We start from the raw sequence: 17,247 nt of genomic DNA, 5'->3' as shown, positions 1-17,247 counted from the left end.
ATTCTGCCGAATGAGAGACTTTATCTAGTCAAAAGATAGAGTTAAGTATGAAGTGTGAAGGATGTAGACGCGGAGCGGCTTGCCGCAGGCTAGGATGAAGGATGAAAGGAAGAAGCTTGTACACTAAGCTTTTCATAAATTTGTAATGGTTGTTTTCCCTTTAACAAAGACGCTACATAAACGCGAAATCGCAGACCTTCATATTCCTCAAAGACAGAAACTGGGAATAAAAATTTTCGGCGTTGCTGAATCAAAGTATGAAAGTCGAAAATATCATCTTTTCCTCCTCTTGCTCTCTGCGTCTTTGCGTCTTTGCGTCTACTCTGCGAGAAGCCGCTCCGCGTCTATGTGGGAGACAAATTCATATTTACAGTCAGCAACGCCAAATTTTCAGTTACACTTCAAATTGCACGGGAAAAATGCTGCTCTCTGGTTCTTGTATGGCTATCAAAGATGACTGCAATATTTCTCACTAGCAATCTACCAATGTCTGTAATTTCGATGTTGTGTTTTGATAAACTCACTAGTCCATCTGCTGCTAGAAGTTGCAATACTTCTAATTCATAGGCGAAATAAGCGTCAAATTTGATGTGATATTTCTCTTCAATATCTCGCTTATGCAGATGAAAATGGGACATGATGCTCATAATCGCTTGGCGTCTAATTATGTCATCTTGTGTTAGTTTTATACCTTTGCTTGTCGGTAAAATCCCGGCATCAATCGCTTGGTAATAATCCTTTAATTGCTTATGGTTTTGGGCGTAAGCATCTTCTAGCATACTAATTGAGGTGGCTCCAAAACCAAATAGTTCGGTTTCCCCGTGGGTAGTATAACCCTGAAAGTTGCGCTTGAGGCTGCCGTTTAGTTGAGCGATCGCTAATTCGTCGTTAGATTTAGCAAAGTGATCCATCCCGATAAATAGATACTCATTACTCGTCAATTCTTCAATGGTCATTTTCAAAATTTCTAGCTTTTCCTGGGGGAGGGGTAGCGCTGCTTCGGGAATATGTTTTTGTGCTGGTTTTAACCAAGGTACATACGCAAAATTGAAGACCACAATTCTATCAGGGTCTAATGCAATAGTTTTTTGTACTGTCTCTCGAAAAGTCTGCTGGGTTTGATGGGGTAAACCATAAATTAAATCCACATTCACACTGTCAAATTCGGCTGCTTTAATCCAGTTCATCACATCAAATAGCATTGCTTCCGGCTGGACGCGATTTACTGCTATTTGCACTTCTGGGTTAAAATCTTGAATACCGAAACTAATGCGGTTAAACCCAATTTGTCTGAGAAATAAAATATAATTTCTATCAACATAACGGGGGTTAATCTCTATTGAGATTTCTGCTTGTGGATCGATGGTGAAATTTTGTCTAATATGCTTCCACAAGAATTCTATTTGTTCAATTTCCAAATAGTTAGGAGTACCACCACCCCAATGAATTTGCAGCACTGTTCTTTCTGCATCAATTAAAGCTGCAGTGTTTTGGATATCTTTCACCAAATACTCTAAATAAGGTTTGGCAATATTTTTGTTGCTGGAAATTACCGTATTACAGCCACAGAAGTAACAAGCACTTTGGCAAAATGGGATGTGGAAATACAAAGATAGTGGAGTTTTTCTTTGATTTGATGCAGCGATCGCACTTTGAAAGTCAACGTCAGTAAATGTAGAGCTTAACTCTGTAGCCGGTGGGTAACTAGTATATCTAGGTGCAGGATGATCGTATTTCTTGATCATATCCAGATCAAATTTTACACCAGGTAATAAAAAAACCATGAAAACCTCCAAAATGCTGCAACTAAGCTGCTCAATAATTAGTGATGTGGCGATGTGAGAGAGTAGAGCAAGAAAACGATGATAGGGAACAGGGAACAGGAAGCGGGGTATGAAGCAAATCATCTCAAATCCGTCTTGAAAAGTTAGGCGGATGAGAAATAACATACTCCGAGTTAGAAACAAGAACCGTCGCTCTGGAAACAAGAAACTCCCGGATGGAAACAAGAAACTCCCAAGGATTCTCCCTAGCCAGCAACTCAGAATACTTACCAGTTCTCAGTTAGTGTCGGCGTTAAAGGATTTTATTCTGGTACAGCATGAGAGCGGATTTGCATCATCGGATCCAGCAAATGTGACTGCCGATGCAAATTCCCGCCAATTTTTCCCCCAAAATCATTTAACTATTAATATTTTTATAACTGTAGAGCCATTAATATTTCTTTAGATTAGGGGGATTGGGCACTGCAAGAAATATTTTCATTGTTTCTTGCTTTTCGGGCGCAGCAGTGCTCATACGTGTCAACTTAACGTGAAACCGCTGCAATGACGTGATGAGTGAATTCACTCACTTACCATGACAATCGGCGTTACCCCACCCCGGCTTTGCTGGCGCAAAACCTCCCCTCCCCTTAGCAAGGGGAGGGGATTAAGGGGTGGGACAAAGGTTTTAGCTTGAGTTGAAACCAATGTGTAGTGACTCCCCCATGTCCTATCGCCAATCTTCCCAATTTTGGTTAAAAATCGAAGTATCGGGGAAGGCTGTAGGATTATTATTTTGCTCTAGGAGTCGTTTGAGGGCTTGCAGTTGTGGTTCTTGTTTGGGTAAATCATCTACTATTTGATAAGGTGCGATCGCATTTTTCCGTGCAAAAGCCGCTACTGTTCCCGCAGCCGCACCGACAGACCACTCGAAGGAATGGACGCGATAAGCCGCCGCTGCAATGTGGCTAGTAGCGATGCTTTTCCCACCCACGAGCAAATTGTCAATTTTTTGAGGAATCATCGCCCGCAGGGCAATTTGGAAAGGATAAGCTTGTCCTGCGCCACGTCTTTCGCCGGCGCGCTCTTTATTTCCAGGGGCTTCTGGAGGGCTTTTTTCCATGCAAGGATGGAAATCTATTGCGTAGTGACCGATACCAACAGCATCGGGGAAAATAGTAGAGCGAGTCCGGCGGATCACTTTATCTGGTGCAATTTGTCCCGCAATTACTGATGTGGCTTCTAACCCCGCCAGTGCTGCTTTTAACTGCCGATACATACTGGCAGGTAAAGTCTGCTGGTAATAAGGGTCATTATAGTTACGGCGAGAAATATCGATTTCCCAGATAGTAAAGCCTGTGGGTTGTCCCCAGCTAGGGCGTCCAATGATGCGGCGTCCCTCGCGCATATAGGGGTATTTGGACAAGCCGTGGGCTGTCCCCATCGGCGAATCTAAGCCAGCCACAAAGCGATTATTTGTTTGTTGCTGCTTCACACCTTGTCCTAACTGGGAATCAGTAGTCCCAGCCACCAACCAGTAATAATAAGATAAGGCTTTTTCCTCAGCTTTGCGGAGACTTTCGGTTCTGAGTCCTCCCATCCAGCCCCCAGACTGTAGTTGCTTGGTGCTTTGCAGTTGTTGGCGGGTATAAACTAAGTTATCTGCAGCGGTTCCTGGACGGTAATCGTTACCCCAAGTCCAGTTTTGCATGGAGATGTCACCGGGAGAGGGAGCGGTAAAATTGACACCGCCAAAGGTGGTTGGTTGTCCTTTTGTCGGACTCCAAATGCGACGGTAGGTGAAAACTAAACCAAAGTTGGCGAGTCTTTTTAATTCGTAACTAAAATATGACGCATATTGTAAGTAATATGCAGGCATAGTTTGCGGTTGGGCTTCCCGCGTCGCTTCCATTGCAAAGGTGTAGGTAAAACCTTGAGTACAATAGGGGTCGTTGCTGCTGCTAGAAGCGGAAGGTTCTAGATAGGAACGAGCATCAATTCCTAACCTGTAAGGGACATCAGCGAGGGCGACAATTTCCCCAGTTTCGCTGGCGTCTACCACATACCACTTGGGGCTAGTACCTTGAGTTTGTTTGGGGAGAAAGCGGATGATGGTTTTGTTGAACCGAGAAGAATTGGCGTAGCGGTAGGCGTCTTCAATAGTTTGGGATAGAGGGAAGGTGTTGAGGGGTGGTGCGCCTTTTGGAGGTTGATGCTGAATAGCGATCGCACTGTTAATTATCTTCCCATCTGCACTGATTTCTAAATCTTTAATTACCGTATTTGGCAACCATTCCAGCTTGCCTCTACCCTGTTTTTCAGCATCCTTGAGCATTTGCGCCATGATGGTGTGAGCATCACGGGGTAAAAAACAAGAATCACTGACCCAGCAGTCGCCAGGATTGAGCTTACCATACTTTCGTTGAATCCGGTTGCGTAATTCCAAATAACCGCGAGAGTAGAATTGGCGGGCGCGTTGGGTTGGTCTTTCGTCTAATGCAGATGTCCCTTGAGCAGAAATTTGACCCCCCAGCCAGTCGGTAATTTCTGTTAAACAAACCGTTTGTCCCGCTAATAAACCCTCATGAGCCGTTGCTACCCCAGAAAGTCCACCACCAACGGCTAAAATGTCACAATTAATAGTCTTGTCGGCAGTTCTGGGTGGCGCCGCCATTACACTAGCATTAGGTACAATTAAAACAGATATTAAGCTGAAACTCATCAGCGATCGCTGGCTCAAAGCTTGTTTGCGTCTACACTTCATGGTTGGAGAACCCCTACAACTGCTGTGTCATCTTGTAGACGGTAGCATTTGCTAAATGTTCAACTCAAGCCTTTTTTCAAATTACCGCAGGTAACTGTAACCAAACTCCTTGTCTTCGCCAAGTTTGTTCTAGCAAAAACTTTTCTAAATTTTGGGAAGAAATCATCGCTTTTTGTACCAAAATCTCCCCTAATTTCTTCCCATTTACTAATTGCTCTTGCAATGCTTGTGCTAGCTCTTTTTCGGAAATAATTTTGTGTTCAATTAACAAAGCACCCAACTGAAAATTTTGTTTAGCGAGATTTTTTTCTAACACAGCCAAAGCAATTAATTTCTTTTCCCAATTTAAAGCTGTAGTCACAATAGTTTCTAAACTGTTATACTTTGGTTTCCAACCCAAAATAGCGCGAATCTTCTCAGTTCCAGCAATTACACAAGCCGGATCTCCCGACCTTCTAGTAATTTCTTTCACCGAAAAATCTACGCCAGAAATAGTTTTCACCATTGCTAAAACCTCCCGCACACTATAACCTTGACCATAACCACAATTGAATATTTCACTATCATTACCTACTTCTAAATAACGCAATGCATCCACATGAGCACTAGCTAAATCTTCCACATGAATGTAATCTCTAATTCCACTTCCATCTGGTGTAGCGAAGTCTGTACCAAAAATGCTCACCGCAGAAGAACGACCTAAAGCCGCGTCACAAGCTCTCTTAATTAAATGTTCAGCTTTTTTCGCAGATTGACCCAGTTGTCCTGTCGGGTCAGCACCAGCGACATTAAAATAACGTAAAATTACATATCTGCATCCAGAAGCTTGAGCAAAGTCTTGAATCATCCTCTCACTCATCAGCTTGGAATTCCCGTATGGGTTCATGGGTTGAGTTGGTGATAATTCTGTCACGGGATTGACTTGAGGTTGTCCATAAACCGCAGCCGTACTAGAGAAGATAAACTTTTTTACCCCAAATGTTTGGCAACACTGTAACAAATTTAGAGTGTTGCGTGTATTATTTGCATAGTAATTGAGGGGTGCGGCTACTGACTCCGGAACCGATAAACTAGCTGCAAAATGCAACACCGCATCAAACTTATGTTGAGCAAAAGTTTTGTTGAGTAATGTTTGATTTTCCAGAGAAGCCGCGATTAATTGTCCATAAACGACTGCGGCTGCTGAACCGGTCGATAAATCATCATATACCACCACATCATAGCCAGCCTCGCCTAGCTGACGCACTGTATGGGAACCAATATAACCAGCTCCTCCGGTAACTAAAATTTTTGGAGACATGTGTCAATTACCCCAGCTTTACATATTCTTACTACTAACGACTAAAGTATGAAGTATAAAATAACTTCACGCCATGGGTAAAATGCATCCGGAAAATTAAATTGTATTTTTTTATTTTTTATACTTGTTCCATCACTCAAAGCTGCAATTGCGCTAGAATCTGTGGGTTTGCTGTTGTTTACCCAAGGGAAAGTGATGAAAAATACAATTAAATCACTGCGCGCTAGGCTAATCCTGTAGTATCTCGTAACCTTTACTAAAATTAATTAAACTTATCAAATATTTTTTTAAGATAAAATTAGATCAATCCCAGTTTAATTTCGCCAATTAGTTTTCAATGTCCCCCTGCTTGTGTGCCTACATTTCACAAGTTCGTTCTGTTATAGATTAGAAATAAGCACGCGGTTTCTCAAACTAACCAATGTGTAGGGATGGTTTCAATGAAGAGCAAAAAGCAACTGATTTTGACTTTAGTTTTGCCAAGCGTTACCGTCTTTTCACCATGGTTACTGTGCGCTAGTATCGCCAGTGGACAACCCACACCATTAACTACTCCCACAAACACTCCTGCTGCTGTGACATCAAATCAAGAGCGGGAAGAATTGGCTCTACTGCGAGCCCAGAAGGATTTTGCTAATAATTTTGGACTGACAGCTTTTTTGCTCAATGTCTGGTTAGTGATACTGAGTCTATTTCCCATACCCGTCATCGCTTTATTTTGGCTAATCCGTCGAGCAGCTATCCGTGAGATTGTAGATAGAGCCACATCAGAGTTACAAGCTTTAGACGATTTACAAAATCAATTGGCTTTAGTGAAGCAAGAATCGGAGAATATTTTTATAGAAGCACAAAATAGAAATGATGAATTAAATCAAGAAGCGGATACAATCAAAGCCAATTTATCAGGATTATCTGCAGAGATATTAATTTCCAAAAATAGCGCCATAGTAGAGTTAGAAGCAAAAATCACAGAAATTCACCAAAATGTAGAGCATTTAGCCAGAGAATTTGCTTTGCAATTATCCCAAGTACAATCAAAGACTCAGCAACAACAAGATCAGGTTAGAGAAAACCTAGAAAAATCTCGATGGGAATTCGCCTCACAGTTATCTCAATTGCAAACGGAAATTCAGCAACAACAAACTACAGTTATTCAAAGTTTAGCTGAATTACAATCTACCTTTGCTGCTCAATTATCCCAGCTACAATCCGAAGCGGAAGCACAAAAGAGTTTGACCATGACAAACTTGGGAGAATTAGCAGATTCATCTAAATCAGAAATATTAAAATTCCAGTATGATGCTCAACAACAAAAAGATAAACTTGTTGATAATTTAGGCAAATTGCAAACTGAATTCACTTTGCGACTATCTGAGTTAGAGGTTGATGCTCAAAAACGCCAAGGATTAATTATTGAAAATTTAGAACAATCAAGTTTTGAATTAACATCGCAATTTTCCGAGTTTCAATCCCACGCTCAACAACAAAATCTCTTAATTTTAGAGCAGTTAGAAAAGTTAGAAACTGAGTTTGTTTCCCAATTAGCTAAATTACAGCTAGATGCTCAAAACCGCAAAGACTTAATTTTGCAAGAATTAGCGGAAATGTCGCCGAAAACTGCAGAATTACCACCATCAACAGAAACTGCAGATGATTATCTACAACAAGGAGATATACTATTATCTCAAAAGCGTTATGAAGAAGCGATCGCACTTTATAATAAAGCAGTGATCATCGAGCGCGAGCAACCAGTAATCTGGTTGAAGCGGGGAATAACTCTCGCTAGGCTCAAACGCTACAAAGAAGCGATCGCTGCTTACGATCAAGCCATTAAAATTAAACCAGATTATCATCAAGCATGGTGTGATCGCGGCGTCGCTTTCGGTAACTTACAACGACATCAAGAAGCTTTAGCTTCTTTTGAGCAAGCTACTCAAATTAAACCAGATGATGCGATTGCTTGGTTAAATCGCGGTTTAGCACTGATAGAATTAGAACGATACGAAGATGCGATCGCTTCCTTTGATCAAGCTTTGCAACTACAACCAGACTCTGCCAAAATTTGGGATAAAAAAGGTTATACCTTAGTCAGGTTGGGACGCGATGAAGAAGCAATTGCTAGTTTCGATCAAGCCTTGAAAATTAATCCCCAATACGCTAGCGCCCACTACAACAAAGCCGCCTGTTACGCGCTCCAAAGAGAAGTAGAATTATCAATAGCAAGTATGCAAAAAGCCATTGCAATTAATCCTCGATATAAGGAAGAATTAGCAACGGATATTGATTTTGATGAAGTGGCGAAGCTGGAAAGTTTCCGTAAGTTAATGGAAACGTAAAAATTGGCGTTGCTGATGGATGGGATAGTTGTTTTCACTAGGCTTGACTTAACGTACAAGCTAGTGCTGCAGGTTTGTTCCCAATACACCTCAGCAGAATCCTGTAAAACATATGTTACTTTTAGCTTCATATAAAATTAACATTATTTACGTGTAAATACTGTATAATTATTGTGAACTCTAAAACAGTAGAAACACAAATTTGAATTAAGATAATTCATAACTTATAAAACAATACTCACAATCTAAACATGTAAATTTGCTCTCAATCACTCAATATTGGGTATCTGTGAGTCTGCATTAAAAAAACTTGTTTTTGTAAACTCCTAATCTAAAAAATATGAGTCTTTGTATTAATCCGGAATGTAGGTTTACTAATCCTAATGGCGTTTTATTTTGCCAGAAATGTGGTTCAGAATTGCTACTGCATGGACGCTACCAAGTTCTGAAGTTATTGAATAAGCAAGAAAGCTATACTGAGACCTATGAAGTAATGCATCAAGGTGTACTTAAAGTTTTGAAAGTACTTAAACAATCGGAACTGAAAGAAGACATTTATAAACAAGAAATAATCGAGATATTTGAGCGAGATTTTAAACTTTTAAGCCAGTTCAATCATCCAAAAATTCCTAAAATTGAAGATTGTTTTGAATACACTACAAAAAATGATCAAATATCCCTACATTGCGTAGTTATGGAAAACATTGTAGGGATAAATTTAGAAGATTATATCAAACAATTAGGTAGAGGAATCGAAGAAAAATATGCTGTTGTATGGCTAGAACAGTTAGTGCATATTCTCAAAGAAATTCATCAACAAGGAATTATCCATAAAAATATTAAGCCCTCAAATATTATTCTCCAGTCAAACGAACACTTACTACTAACTGGCTTTGGAGAGGTTACGGACATAGAGCAATTTCCTACAGTTCAAGCTCCCATAGGAGTAAGCGCTAATATATCTCGCCCTAATTACATAGCAGAAAAACAAACACAAAGAAAATATTCCTCTCAATCTGATTTCTTTTTCCTTGGGCTAACATTCGTTTATTTACTTACAGGAAAAGACATCAAAGAACTGCCTTATATTAATAATAAGTTAGAGTGGCATCAGTTTGCTAATTCTATTTCACCACAGTTTATCAGCATTATTGATCAGTTAATTGCACCTTTAGGACAACGTATTACCAGTGCAGATAAAATTTTACAAAAATTAGCAGTTTTTCAACAAAAAGTTCCCGCTATTTCTATAGCTTCTGAAGAACAGCAAAAAACTGTGCTACCCAAAAAAAATCTTGTTGGTTTACCGATTCTTCTTGGTGGATTACTACTCGTTTTGTTGTCTGGAGGAGCGATTTTTAGTATTGTCTTTAATAAAGGGAATACTACACAGCAATCTGTGAACCCAGGAAATACAGCAGATGTAAAAAAATTGTCGTCTCAACAATGTAGCGAAAGTACTCTTGTGAGAAAATCTGGTAATTTGTATGGTGTTATTGAGGTGGGTAGTACAGGTATCAAAGGAGAAGTGATTCAAGAATTGCCAAACCTCAATGAAGAAGGATTTAAATTCGTTATTCGAGACGAAGAGATTGAACAGCGAAATGCAAACGCCGTTGACCCCAAAGCGCAGAAAGAAGCGGTTGATGGTGTTAAAGGTATGTTCAGTGAAATCCAGAAACGCTTTAATATACCTTGTGAGCAAATAGTAATTTATGGTAGTAGTGGAGTTGCGTCAAAAGCTCCCCATAAGGATGCTTTGGCGCAAGAAATTCAGCAAGAAACTGGGCGAGCAGTGGAGTTTATTTCTGCTGAAGAAGAAGCTAACTTTGTCTTTAGCGGTGTAGTTCCAGAATGGAGACGTAAAGAAGTTGTGATGATTGATATTGGCTCTGGCAATACTAAAGGAGCATATCAGAAAAGTACTAAACAAGGTGAAGACATAACATTTTCAATTCCTTTGGGCACAAAAACTTTTACTAAAGAAATCAGCAACAGTCAAGGAAATGCAGACTTTACTAAAGCAGCAGAAAATACGAAACTTAAAGTATTAGTGCCACAAATTAGAGATGTACTACAGCGTAAACCTGGAATCCAAAACTCACCTAGAGTATATTTAGCAGGTGGTATTTCCTGGGCATTATATACCCTAACACGCCCTTGTCAACGAGAACAAATTATCGAAAATCTTAGGGATGAAAAAGCAGCTCGATTTGGAGAAATTTCCCCAGAAGATATCAATACATTTTATTTTAATGCTACACGAGATCAAAAGACTTTATTTGCACCAGACCTCAGCAGATGTACCGCTGAACAACGAGAGCAAATTCAAAAGGATATAGAAAAGATTAGGACAGATGTTTTTTCAGCAGATAATCTGATTGCTGGTGCTGAAATTCTGCGTGCTTTGTCTAGCGAATTGAAATTCTCTCGCAAAGAGCGGATTTTCTTCGCACGTTATGCTATTAAAGCTCTACCAATAGGTTATCTGAGGCAAAAATTAGAGAGTGCTCAGAAGAATGTGACCAAATAAAAAAGTTGATTTACTGAAGTTTAATCTATCCTTTCACTGCAAAATTGACCTTTAATCTCTTGATTAAAAAATCTGCCAATAGAATCAGACTCATGGAAATCCTCCCAAGTGTCCAAATCAACTCCCGAATATTGATAAACTGCTCCAGTATGAAATTCAACTTGTAAAATTTGCTCGTCGCTATCGTAACCAACAGCACTCGCCATTGCTGAACTAACTGGTAACATGGCGATAGGTTCTGGTGCTATGGGCAAAGGAGTAGACTCAGAAATTATTTCATGCAACTGCTGCAATCCTTCATAAGCAGCCAGAGGCGCAGGAATCTCCAACAAATCTAATTCGTCACCGCGGTTAAGCAACAATTGTAAATGACCATCAGCATGAGCGATCGCAATTATATCGCTCAAGTCTACTTTTGATAGTTTCATAATTTTATTCTCCTATAGTATTGGGTTTCTCATACCATTCACGGCTTTTTCAACGCAGAGGTATGAGGAGGTTGGCGCGGCGAAAAGTTGAGCCAGTGCTGGGGTGAGGCAGCGCGGTCTTGGGGGTTTCCCCCATGAGCGACTGCCGAAAGGGTTTCCCACGCCAGTCCGCACAACGGAGGGAACCTCCGCAAGCGGCTGGCTCGACTTGTAGACGCGGAGCGGCTTCCCGCAGGGTAGCAACTGGCGTTGTGGGGAAGGTCTCCTTCTTACAAAGTTTGGCGGGACGGTACAGGCAACCGCCGCAAAGTCTGCCGACCTGTCGTATCCCCGTGGCGAGCTTTGCAACTTTGCGCTTCCACAAAACTTTTCAAGACAGAGGTACGCAAAGAATTTTTATAGTATAAATGTACTATAAAGAGGATTTGTTGTCAAGGGTCAAAACTCTTTTCCCTAACGCCTATTTTTAAACAAGGACACTTTTGCAGAAAACTAGTGGCTTTTTCCTGTGCTTTTGGGTTGTGAGTGTGGACTGGTGTCGGTAGAATGATTCCATTGAACAAGTCATCTAAGCCGTAGGGAGTGAAAAATTGCCATTGTCCTTGTGGGTCTAACCTCACTCCCACAGCAGTAGCGGTGTGTAGCCATTCGCAAATCCCATCTTCTGTACTAGTGTAGGTTCTGCGACCTGGGCGCCAACGAGCAAAACTCGCCTGATTTTTGACATCAAATTCATAACCAGGAAATTTTTGTGTGAGGATTGTTTTTGCTGCTAGTTCTTGAGAACGGTTTCCTTGTTCATCAAAAAATGCAATATCAAAGTCATTAATAATTAATTCACATTGAGGATTAAAAATTGTCCGCCAAACTGTGTTTCGCACCGCACCTCCTGCTAACCACCAGTTAGGAAGGTTTACAAGCGAGATTGCTCTTAATACAACGCCAACAGGCGAATCAGCCAGAATTTTCTGCAAATTCGTGTTACTATCCATTTCACCATCTGAAACTGTCAAATATAAAATTAAAATCCTACCATTAATCTTTGATAATTGAACGAAAAAATGACCTATCTTGATAATTTTGACAAAGCTGATCTACTTGATAGTTAATTAGAAATATTTATTCTCTTGAATAGCAACCTTCACGCAGCCGATATCAGAGGATGCCATCGATATTCATTCACTTGTAATTTGCCATCAATAATTAATCGCCAATACACACTCCTTTACTCAGACATTACCAAACAATTTCATCTAAAAAATTTCTAAATATTAAATTTCCAACCATATATTCATATGTAAAAAGAAAGGAATTTTCCTTAGCGTCTTTGCGCCTTTGCGTGAGACTTCCATCTAGAAAACCAAACAAAAAGCCATGTTTTTTATCCCTTTAAATTCTACAAAATATACACAAACATAAATTATAATTACGAACTATAATAAGTTCCAATTTTGATGTTTTAGTTTCTTAATTTTGCACCTACTTCCTCTCCGGGCAAAAAAAGGCAATGCGTGTTAAAATCGTATCAGGATATAGCAATTATTCAAGAGAAATTTTGAATTAATTTCGTGTTTTTTCAACTCGAAAGCCTACAATCTACAATTTTGGAGTTTTTTAGGTTATGACAACCTCACAGGAGAGGATTATCCCAACAGATCTGCGGAACGAAATGTCCCGGTCTTATCTGGAATACGCCATGAGTGTGATTGTGGGTCGGGCGCTACCAGATGCCAGGGATGGTCTAAAACCTGTGCATCGTCGCATCCTCTACGCCATGCATGAGTTGGGTTTGACCCACGATCGCCCGTTTCGCAAATGCGCCCGTGTAGTCGGGGAAGTACTGGGTAAATACCACCCCCACGGTGACACAGCGGTGTATGATGCTTTGGTGCGGATGGCACAGGATTTCTCCATGCGATCGCCCCTGATCAACGGACATGGTAACTTTGGTTCCGTAGATAACGATCCCCCAGCGGCAATGCGTTATACAGAATGCCGCTTGCAAGCATTAACCGGCGCCGCCCTCCTCCACGACATTGAATCAGAAACCGTAGACTTTGCTGATAACTTCGACGGTTCCCAGCAAGAACCAACAGTGTTACCAGCCCGCGTCCCCCAACTACTACTCAACGGCTCCTCTGGAATCGCCGTGGGGATGGCGACCAACATCCCGCCCCACAATCTCGGCGAATTGATTGATGGCTTGGTGGCGCTGATTCACAACCCCGAAATCACGGCGCTGCAGTTAATGCAATACATCCACGGGCCAGACTTCCCCACAGGAGCGCAAATTCTCGGCACAACCGCAATTAAAGAAGCCTACACCACCGGGCGCGGTTCTATTACCATGCGGGGTGTCGCCAACATTGAAACCATCGAACAGCGGAATCGTCCGGAACGAGAAGCAATTATCGTTACCGAATTACCATACCAAACCAACAAAGCCGCGCTGATTGAAAAAATTGCTGAATTGGTCAACGACAAACGCATAGAAGGGATTGCAGATATTCGAGACGAAAGCGATCGCGATGGGATGCGAATAGTGATTGAATTGAAGCGTGATGCTTACCCCCGCGTTGTCCTCAACAACCTCTACAAACAAACTCCACTCCAAGCCAATTTTGGGGCGAACATGTTGGCTTTGGTGAATGGCGAACCCCAAATCCTCACCATCAAGCAGTTCTTGGAAGTCTTCCTCGATTTCCGCATCGAATCCATCAACAGACGCACCCGTTACGAACTGCGGAAAGCTGAAGAAAGAGACCACCTGCTGCAAGGTTTATTAATTGCTTTAGCACATTTAGACGCAATTATCAACTTAATTCGCCATGCTGCCGACACCCCCACCGCCAAAGGCGAATTAATCACCACCTACGGACTTTCGGAAGTCCAAGCCGACGCGATTTTACAAATGCAACTGCGGCGATTAACAGCCCTAGAAGCCGATAAAATCCGCATCGAACACGAAGACTTGCAAACACAAATCGCTGACTTGCAGGATATTTTGGCACGGCGGGAAAGGGTGCTAGAAATTATTGAAACTGAAGTTACCCAACTCAAAACCAGTTTTGCTACACCCAGACGCACGGTAATTACCCACGCCGAAGGGGAAATCGACGAACGGGATTTGATTGCTAACGAAAAAGCCATCATTCTGTTGACAGAACAAGGTTACATCAAACGGATGCCTGTCAACACCTTTGAAGCCCAAAGCCGCGCCACCAGAGGAAAAGCTGGAGCTAAGGTCAAAGATGATGATAACATCGAGCATTTCTTGACCTGTTGCGATCATGATAGCGTGTTATTTTTTAGCGATCGCGGTGTCGTCTATTGCCTCAAAGCCTACCAAATTCCCGTAAGTTCCCGTGCTAGTCGCGGCACACCCATCGTGCAAATGCTTCCCATCCCCAAGGAAGAGAAAATTACCTCCATTGTGCCGGTGGACGAGTTCAGTAACGAAGAATACTTGGTCATGCTCACCAAAGGTGGGAACATCAAAAAAACCGAATTAGCCGCCTTCAATAACATCCGCGCCAACGGCTTAATCGCTATTTCCCTAGAAGAAGGCGACCAACTCCGCTGGGTAAGACGCGCCAGAGTCGAAGATAGCGTCCTCATCGGTTCTCGACAAGGGATGGCGATTCATTTCCGCTGTAACCATGAACAACTGCGTCCCCTCAGTCGGGCGACTCGTGGCGTCAAAGCCATGAAATTGAAAGCCAAAGACGAATTAGTGGGGATGGATATCCTGCCTGCAGCCATTTTAGAAACATTTAGCGACAGTGAAATCGAAGAAATCGAAACCGAAGAAATTGAAAACAACGAAGAAACCACAGAAGTAGCAGCAAACGGTAGTGTCGGCCCGTGGGTATTAGTCATTACCAACGGCGGTTACGGAAAACGCGTCCCCGTCGCTCAATTCCGACTGCAAAATCGCGCCGGTCAAGGCTTAATGGCGACCAAATTTAAAAACCGCAAAACCAAAGACCAATTAGCCACCTTACGGATTGTGAATAATGACGATGATGAAATCATGATGGTCACAAATCGTGGTATAATCATCCGCCAAGCTGTGAATGCAATTTCTGTACAATCGCGGTCAGCAACAGGTGTGAGAGTGCAGCGTTTAGACGAAGACGACGCCATTACCGGAGTAGCGATCGTTCCTCCGGATGCAGGCGAAGTCGAAGAAGCTGAATAAAGGAAGAAGGATGAAGTATGAAGTATGAAATAAAAACACTAATTTCAGCCTTGAGCCTTTATACTTCATCCTTCTTGAGCGGGGTTTTCATGGGACTAACCGTCGCCCCTGTGGGTGCTTGGTTTTTAGCATGGATAGCCCTCATCCCTTTATGGATATTGATTCTTGGTGTCAGCAAACGACCCAACCTCCTCCTACCCCTGCTTTGGGGTATGGGTTATCACGGCACCGCTCTTTCCTGGATTACTGGTATTCACCCTATGACATGGTTGGGTGTGCCATGGTGGCCGAGTTTAATGATCACCCTTGTCTGCTGGTTGTTTATTAGTCTTTGGGGAGGAGCATTAGTCACCGCTTGGGCGATTTGTCTAAGATATCTGCAACAGCAAAAACCGCTGTTACGTGTTCTCGTAGCGACATCAGCTTGGTGTGCTTTAGAAGCCCTGTGGAGTGCAGGCCCCTTGTGGTGGAGTTCCCTCGCTTACACCCAATCACCACAAAACCTGATCATTTTACATTTGGGACAAATCTCCGGAACCACCGCTGTGACAGCCGTCTTAGTTGCTGTTAATGGTTTAATTGCGGAAGCTTGGATTAACCGCAAAACTTTATCTACACGGCTGAGGTGGGTAAATCTTAATTTAAAATATCTCACAGTTGCCGCTATATTACTGTGTACATCCCATCTCGCAGGCTGGCTTTTATACATTCAACCCCTCGCCCAACCACCGACCACAGCCTTAAAAATTGGCATTATTCAAGGTAACATCCCCAACGGAGTTTTATTACGTCCCCAGGGATTTTATCGCGTCGTCGAAACCTACACCAACGGCTATCTCAGCCTAGCAGATCAAGGTGTAGATGCCATCCTCACCCCCGAAGGCGCCTTACCCATTTTCCAGCGGGACTTGCAAAATACATCTTTTGTCTCAGCAGTTAAGGAAAAAGGTGTAGTTGCTTGGATTGGTGCTTTTGGTGAACAGGGACGCAGTTATGCTATCAGTATATTTACAGTTACAGGCAAAGGGGAAATCTTCAGCCGCTACGACAAAGCCAAACTCGTACCATTGGGAGAATATATCCCTTTTGAAGAAGTATTCGGCGCAATTATTCAACGCTTATCGCCTCTAGATGCACACCAAGTCCCAGGCGCAGATAACCAAGTTTTTGATACACCTTTTGGCAGAGCGATCGCTAGTATTTGTTACGAATCGGCATTTGGTGAAGTATTTCGGCGTCAAGCAGCGGCTGGTGGACAATTCATCCTCAGTTCCTCCAACGATGCTCATTACAGCCCAGCAATGCCATTTCAGCATCACGCCCAGGATATCATGCGGGCAATTGAAAGCGATCGCTGGGCAGTCCGCGCCACCAATACAGGATATTCAGGTTTTGTCAATCCCCACGGCAAAACTTTGTGGTTATCTGGATACAACACCTACGAAACCCACGCCGAAACCATTTATCGCCGCCAAACAAAAACGTTATATGTGCGTTGGGGCGATTGGTTGACACCTTCACTATTAGCTCTCAGCGGCTTAAGTCTCCTAATTTCTCGGCGACATCCCCCAAATTAAATACAGTCCCCTCACCATCAAAAACTCCACTCTGAGCTTAAGTCCGCAGATAGTAGGCATCTTGTCATCATGTCTTTTAAGCTGGCCAAGTGAACTTGGGTAAAAATTCATGACTAACAAAGATAATATCAATACAGAAAGTGATTCATCGCCACTAAGTCCGGAGTTATTAGACAAAATCAAACATCCGCCCAACATAGACGATGTGATGCGCCAACAATCACCTACAGAACTGCGGGGAAATCCGGCTATCGTTCCCGAAATCTATGATCAACCAGCGGATGAGATGATTGATTTGGACGAACAGTAGTAAGATGACAATTGCATTCAGTATCTTACTGCTCA

At 42.2% G+C, this 17,247-nt stretch carries 10 protein-coding genes; 5 read left to right on the top strand and 5 right to left on the bottom strand.

Going from position 1 to position 17,247, the window contains the following annotated elements; genetic code table 11:
- Positions 1 to 401: 401 nt before the first annotated feature.
- The 3 genes from hemN to galE all read right to left on the bottom strand — a co-directional run bounded on the left by hemN (position 402) and on the right by galE (position 5,827).
- Positions 402 to 1,784, bottom strand: coding sequence for an oxygen-independent coproporphyrinogen III oxidase (hemN, locus tag MIC7126_RS0107525; RefSeq protein WP_017652528.1), 1,383 nt, complete (start codon positions 1,782 to 1,784; stop codon positions 402 to 404).
- A 709-nt stretch (positions 1,785 to 2,493) separates the two neighbouring features.
- A complete protein-coding gene (locus MIC7126_RS0107515; RefSeq protein ID WP_017652526.1) occupies positions 2,494 to 4,527 on the bottom strand; it encodes an FAD-dependent oxidoreductase in 2,034 nt (677 codons plus the stop codon).
- Positions 4,528 to 4,603: 76 nt separating this feature from the next.
- On the bottom strand, positions 4,604 to 5,827 hold the full coding sequence (gene galE / locus MIC7126_RS0107510; protein WP_017652525.1) for a UDP-glucose 4-epimerase GalE: 1,224 nt from the start codon (positions 5,825 to 5,827) through the stop codon (positions 4,604 to 4,606).
- Between the two features lie 440 nt (positions 5,828 to 6,267).
- On the opposite strand from galE, the gene MIC7126_RS0107505 reads away from it, so the two are divergent.
- Both MIC7126_RS0107505 and MIC7126_RS0107500 read left to right on the top strand, forming a co-directional pair.
- The gene (locus MIC7126_RS0107505) at positions 6,268 to 8,163 is read left to right on the top strand and encodes a tetratricopeptide repeat protein (protein ID WP_017652524.1); all 1,896 of its coding nucleotides are present in this window, start codon (positions 6,268 to 6,270) and stop codon (positions 8,161 to 8,163) included.
- Positions 8,164 to 8,503: 340 nt separating this feature from the next.
- Complete coding sequence (locus MIC7126_RS0107500; protein ID WP_026100103.1) at positions 8,504 to 10,696, top strand: protein kinase domain-containing protein; 2,193 nt, start codon at positions 8,504 to 8,506, stop codon at positions 10,694 to 10,696.
- 20 nt (positions 10,697 to 10,716) lie between these two features.
- Here the strand turns inward: MIC7126_RS0107500 and MIC7126_RS0107495 are convergent, their stop codons facing one another.
- Positions 10,717 to 11,124, bottom strand: a complete 408-nt coding sequence (locus MIC7126_RS0107495; RefSeq protein WP_017652522.1) for a KTSC domain-containing protein — start codon at positions 11,122 to 11,124, stop codon at positions 10,717 to 10,719.
- A 431-nt stretch (positions 11,125 to 11,555) separates the two neighbouring features.
- Positions 11,556 to 12,116, bottom strand: a complete 561-nt coding sequence (locus tag MIC7126_RS0107490; protein ID WP_017652521.1) for a nucleotidyltransferase family protein — start codon at positions 12,114 to 12,116, stop codon at positions 11,556 to 11,558.
- Between the two features lie 629 nt (positions 12,117 to 12,745).
- On the opposite strand from MIC7126_RS0107490, the gene gyrA reads away from it, so the two are divergent.
- The 3 genes from gyrA (at position 12,746) to MIC7126_RS0107475 (ending at position 17,212) form a co-directional block, all read left to right on the top strand.
- The gene (gene gyrA, locus MIC7126_RS0107485; protein WP_026100102.1) at positions 12,746 to 15,325 is read left to right on the top strand and encodes a DNA topoisomerase (ATP-hydrolyzing) subunit A; all 2,580 of its coding nucleotides are present in this window, start codon (positions 12,746 to 12,748) and stop codon (positions 15,323 to 15,325) included.
- 17 nt (positions 15,326 to 15,342) lie between these two features.
- Positions 15,343 to 16,902, top strand: coding sequence for an apolipoprotein N-acyltransferase (gene lnt / locus MIC7126_RS0107480; RefSeq protein WP_051050386.1), 1,560 nt, complete (start codon positions 15,343 to 15,345; stop codon positions 16,900 to 16,902).
- Between the two features lie 109 nt (positions 16,903 to 17,011).
- A complete protein-coding gene (locus MIC7126_RS0107475; protein WP_017652518.1) occupies positions 17,012 to 17,212 on the top strand; it encodes a hypothetical protein in 201 nt (66 codons plus the stop codon).
- Positions 17,213 to 17,247: the final 35 nt, after the last annotated feature.

The sequence above is a fragment of the Fortiea contorta PCC 7126 genome (assembly GCF_000332295.1).
Classification (GTDB): Bacteria; Cyanobacteriota; Cyanobacteriia; order Cyanobacteriales; family Nostocaceae; genus Fortiea; species Fortiea contorta.
Note: the sequence above shows the minus strand (reverse complement) of the source record. Positions and strands in the feature narration are given on the sequence as shown.

What these genes read in the sequence shown, in the direction of transcription:
- hemN (WP_017652528.1), bottom strand. Translation starts at nt 1,784, where the DNA reads ATGGTTTTTTTATTACCTGGTGTAAAATTTGATCTGGATATGATCAAG.
- MIC7126_RS0107490 (WP_017652521.1), bottom strand. Translation starts at nt 12,116, where the DNA reads ATGGATAGTAACACGAATTTGCAGAAAATTCTGGCTGATTCGCCTGTT.
- MIC7126_RS0107500 (WP_026100103.1), top strand. Translation starts at nt 8,504, where the DNA reads ATGAGTCTTTGTATTAATCCGGAATGTAGGTTTACTAATCCTAATGGC.
- gyrA (WP_026100102.1), top strand. Translation starts at nt 12,746, where the DNA reads ATGACAACCTCACAGGAGAGGATTATCCCAACAGATCTGCGGAACGAA.
- MIC7126_RS0107495 (WP_017652522.1), bottom strand. Translation starts at nt 11,124, where the DNA reads ATGAAACTATCAAAAGTAGACTTGAGCGATATAATTGCGATCGCTCAT.
- lnt (WP_051050386.1), top strand. Translation starts at nt 15,343, where the DNA reads ATGAAGTATGAAATAAAAACACTAATTTCAGCCTTGAGCCTTTATACT.
- MIC7126_RS0107475 (WP_017652518.1), top strand. Translation starts at nt 17,012, where the DNA reads ATGACTAACAAAGATAATATCAATACAGAAAGTGATTCATCGCCACTA.
- MIC7126_RS0107515 (WP_017652526.1), bottom strand. Translation starts at nt 4,527, where the DNA reads ATGAAGTGTAGACGCAAACAAGCTTTGAGCCAGCGATCGCTGATGAGT.
- MIC7126_RS0107505 (WP_017652524.1), top strand. Translation starts at nt 6,268, where the DNA reads ATGAAGAGCAAAAAGCAACTGATTTTGACTTTAGTTTTGCCAAGCGTT.
- galE (WP_017652525.1), bottom strand. Translation starts at nt 5,827, where the DNA reads ATGTCTCCAAAAATTTTAGTTACCGGAGGAGCTGGTTATATTGGTTCC.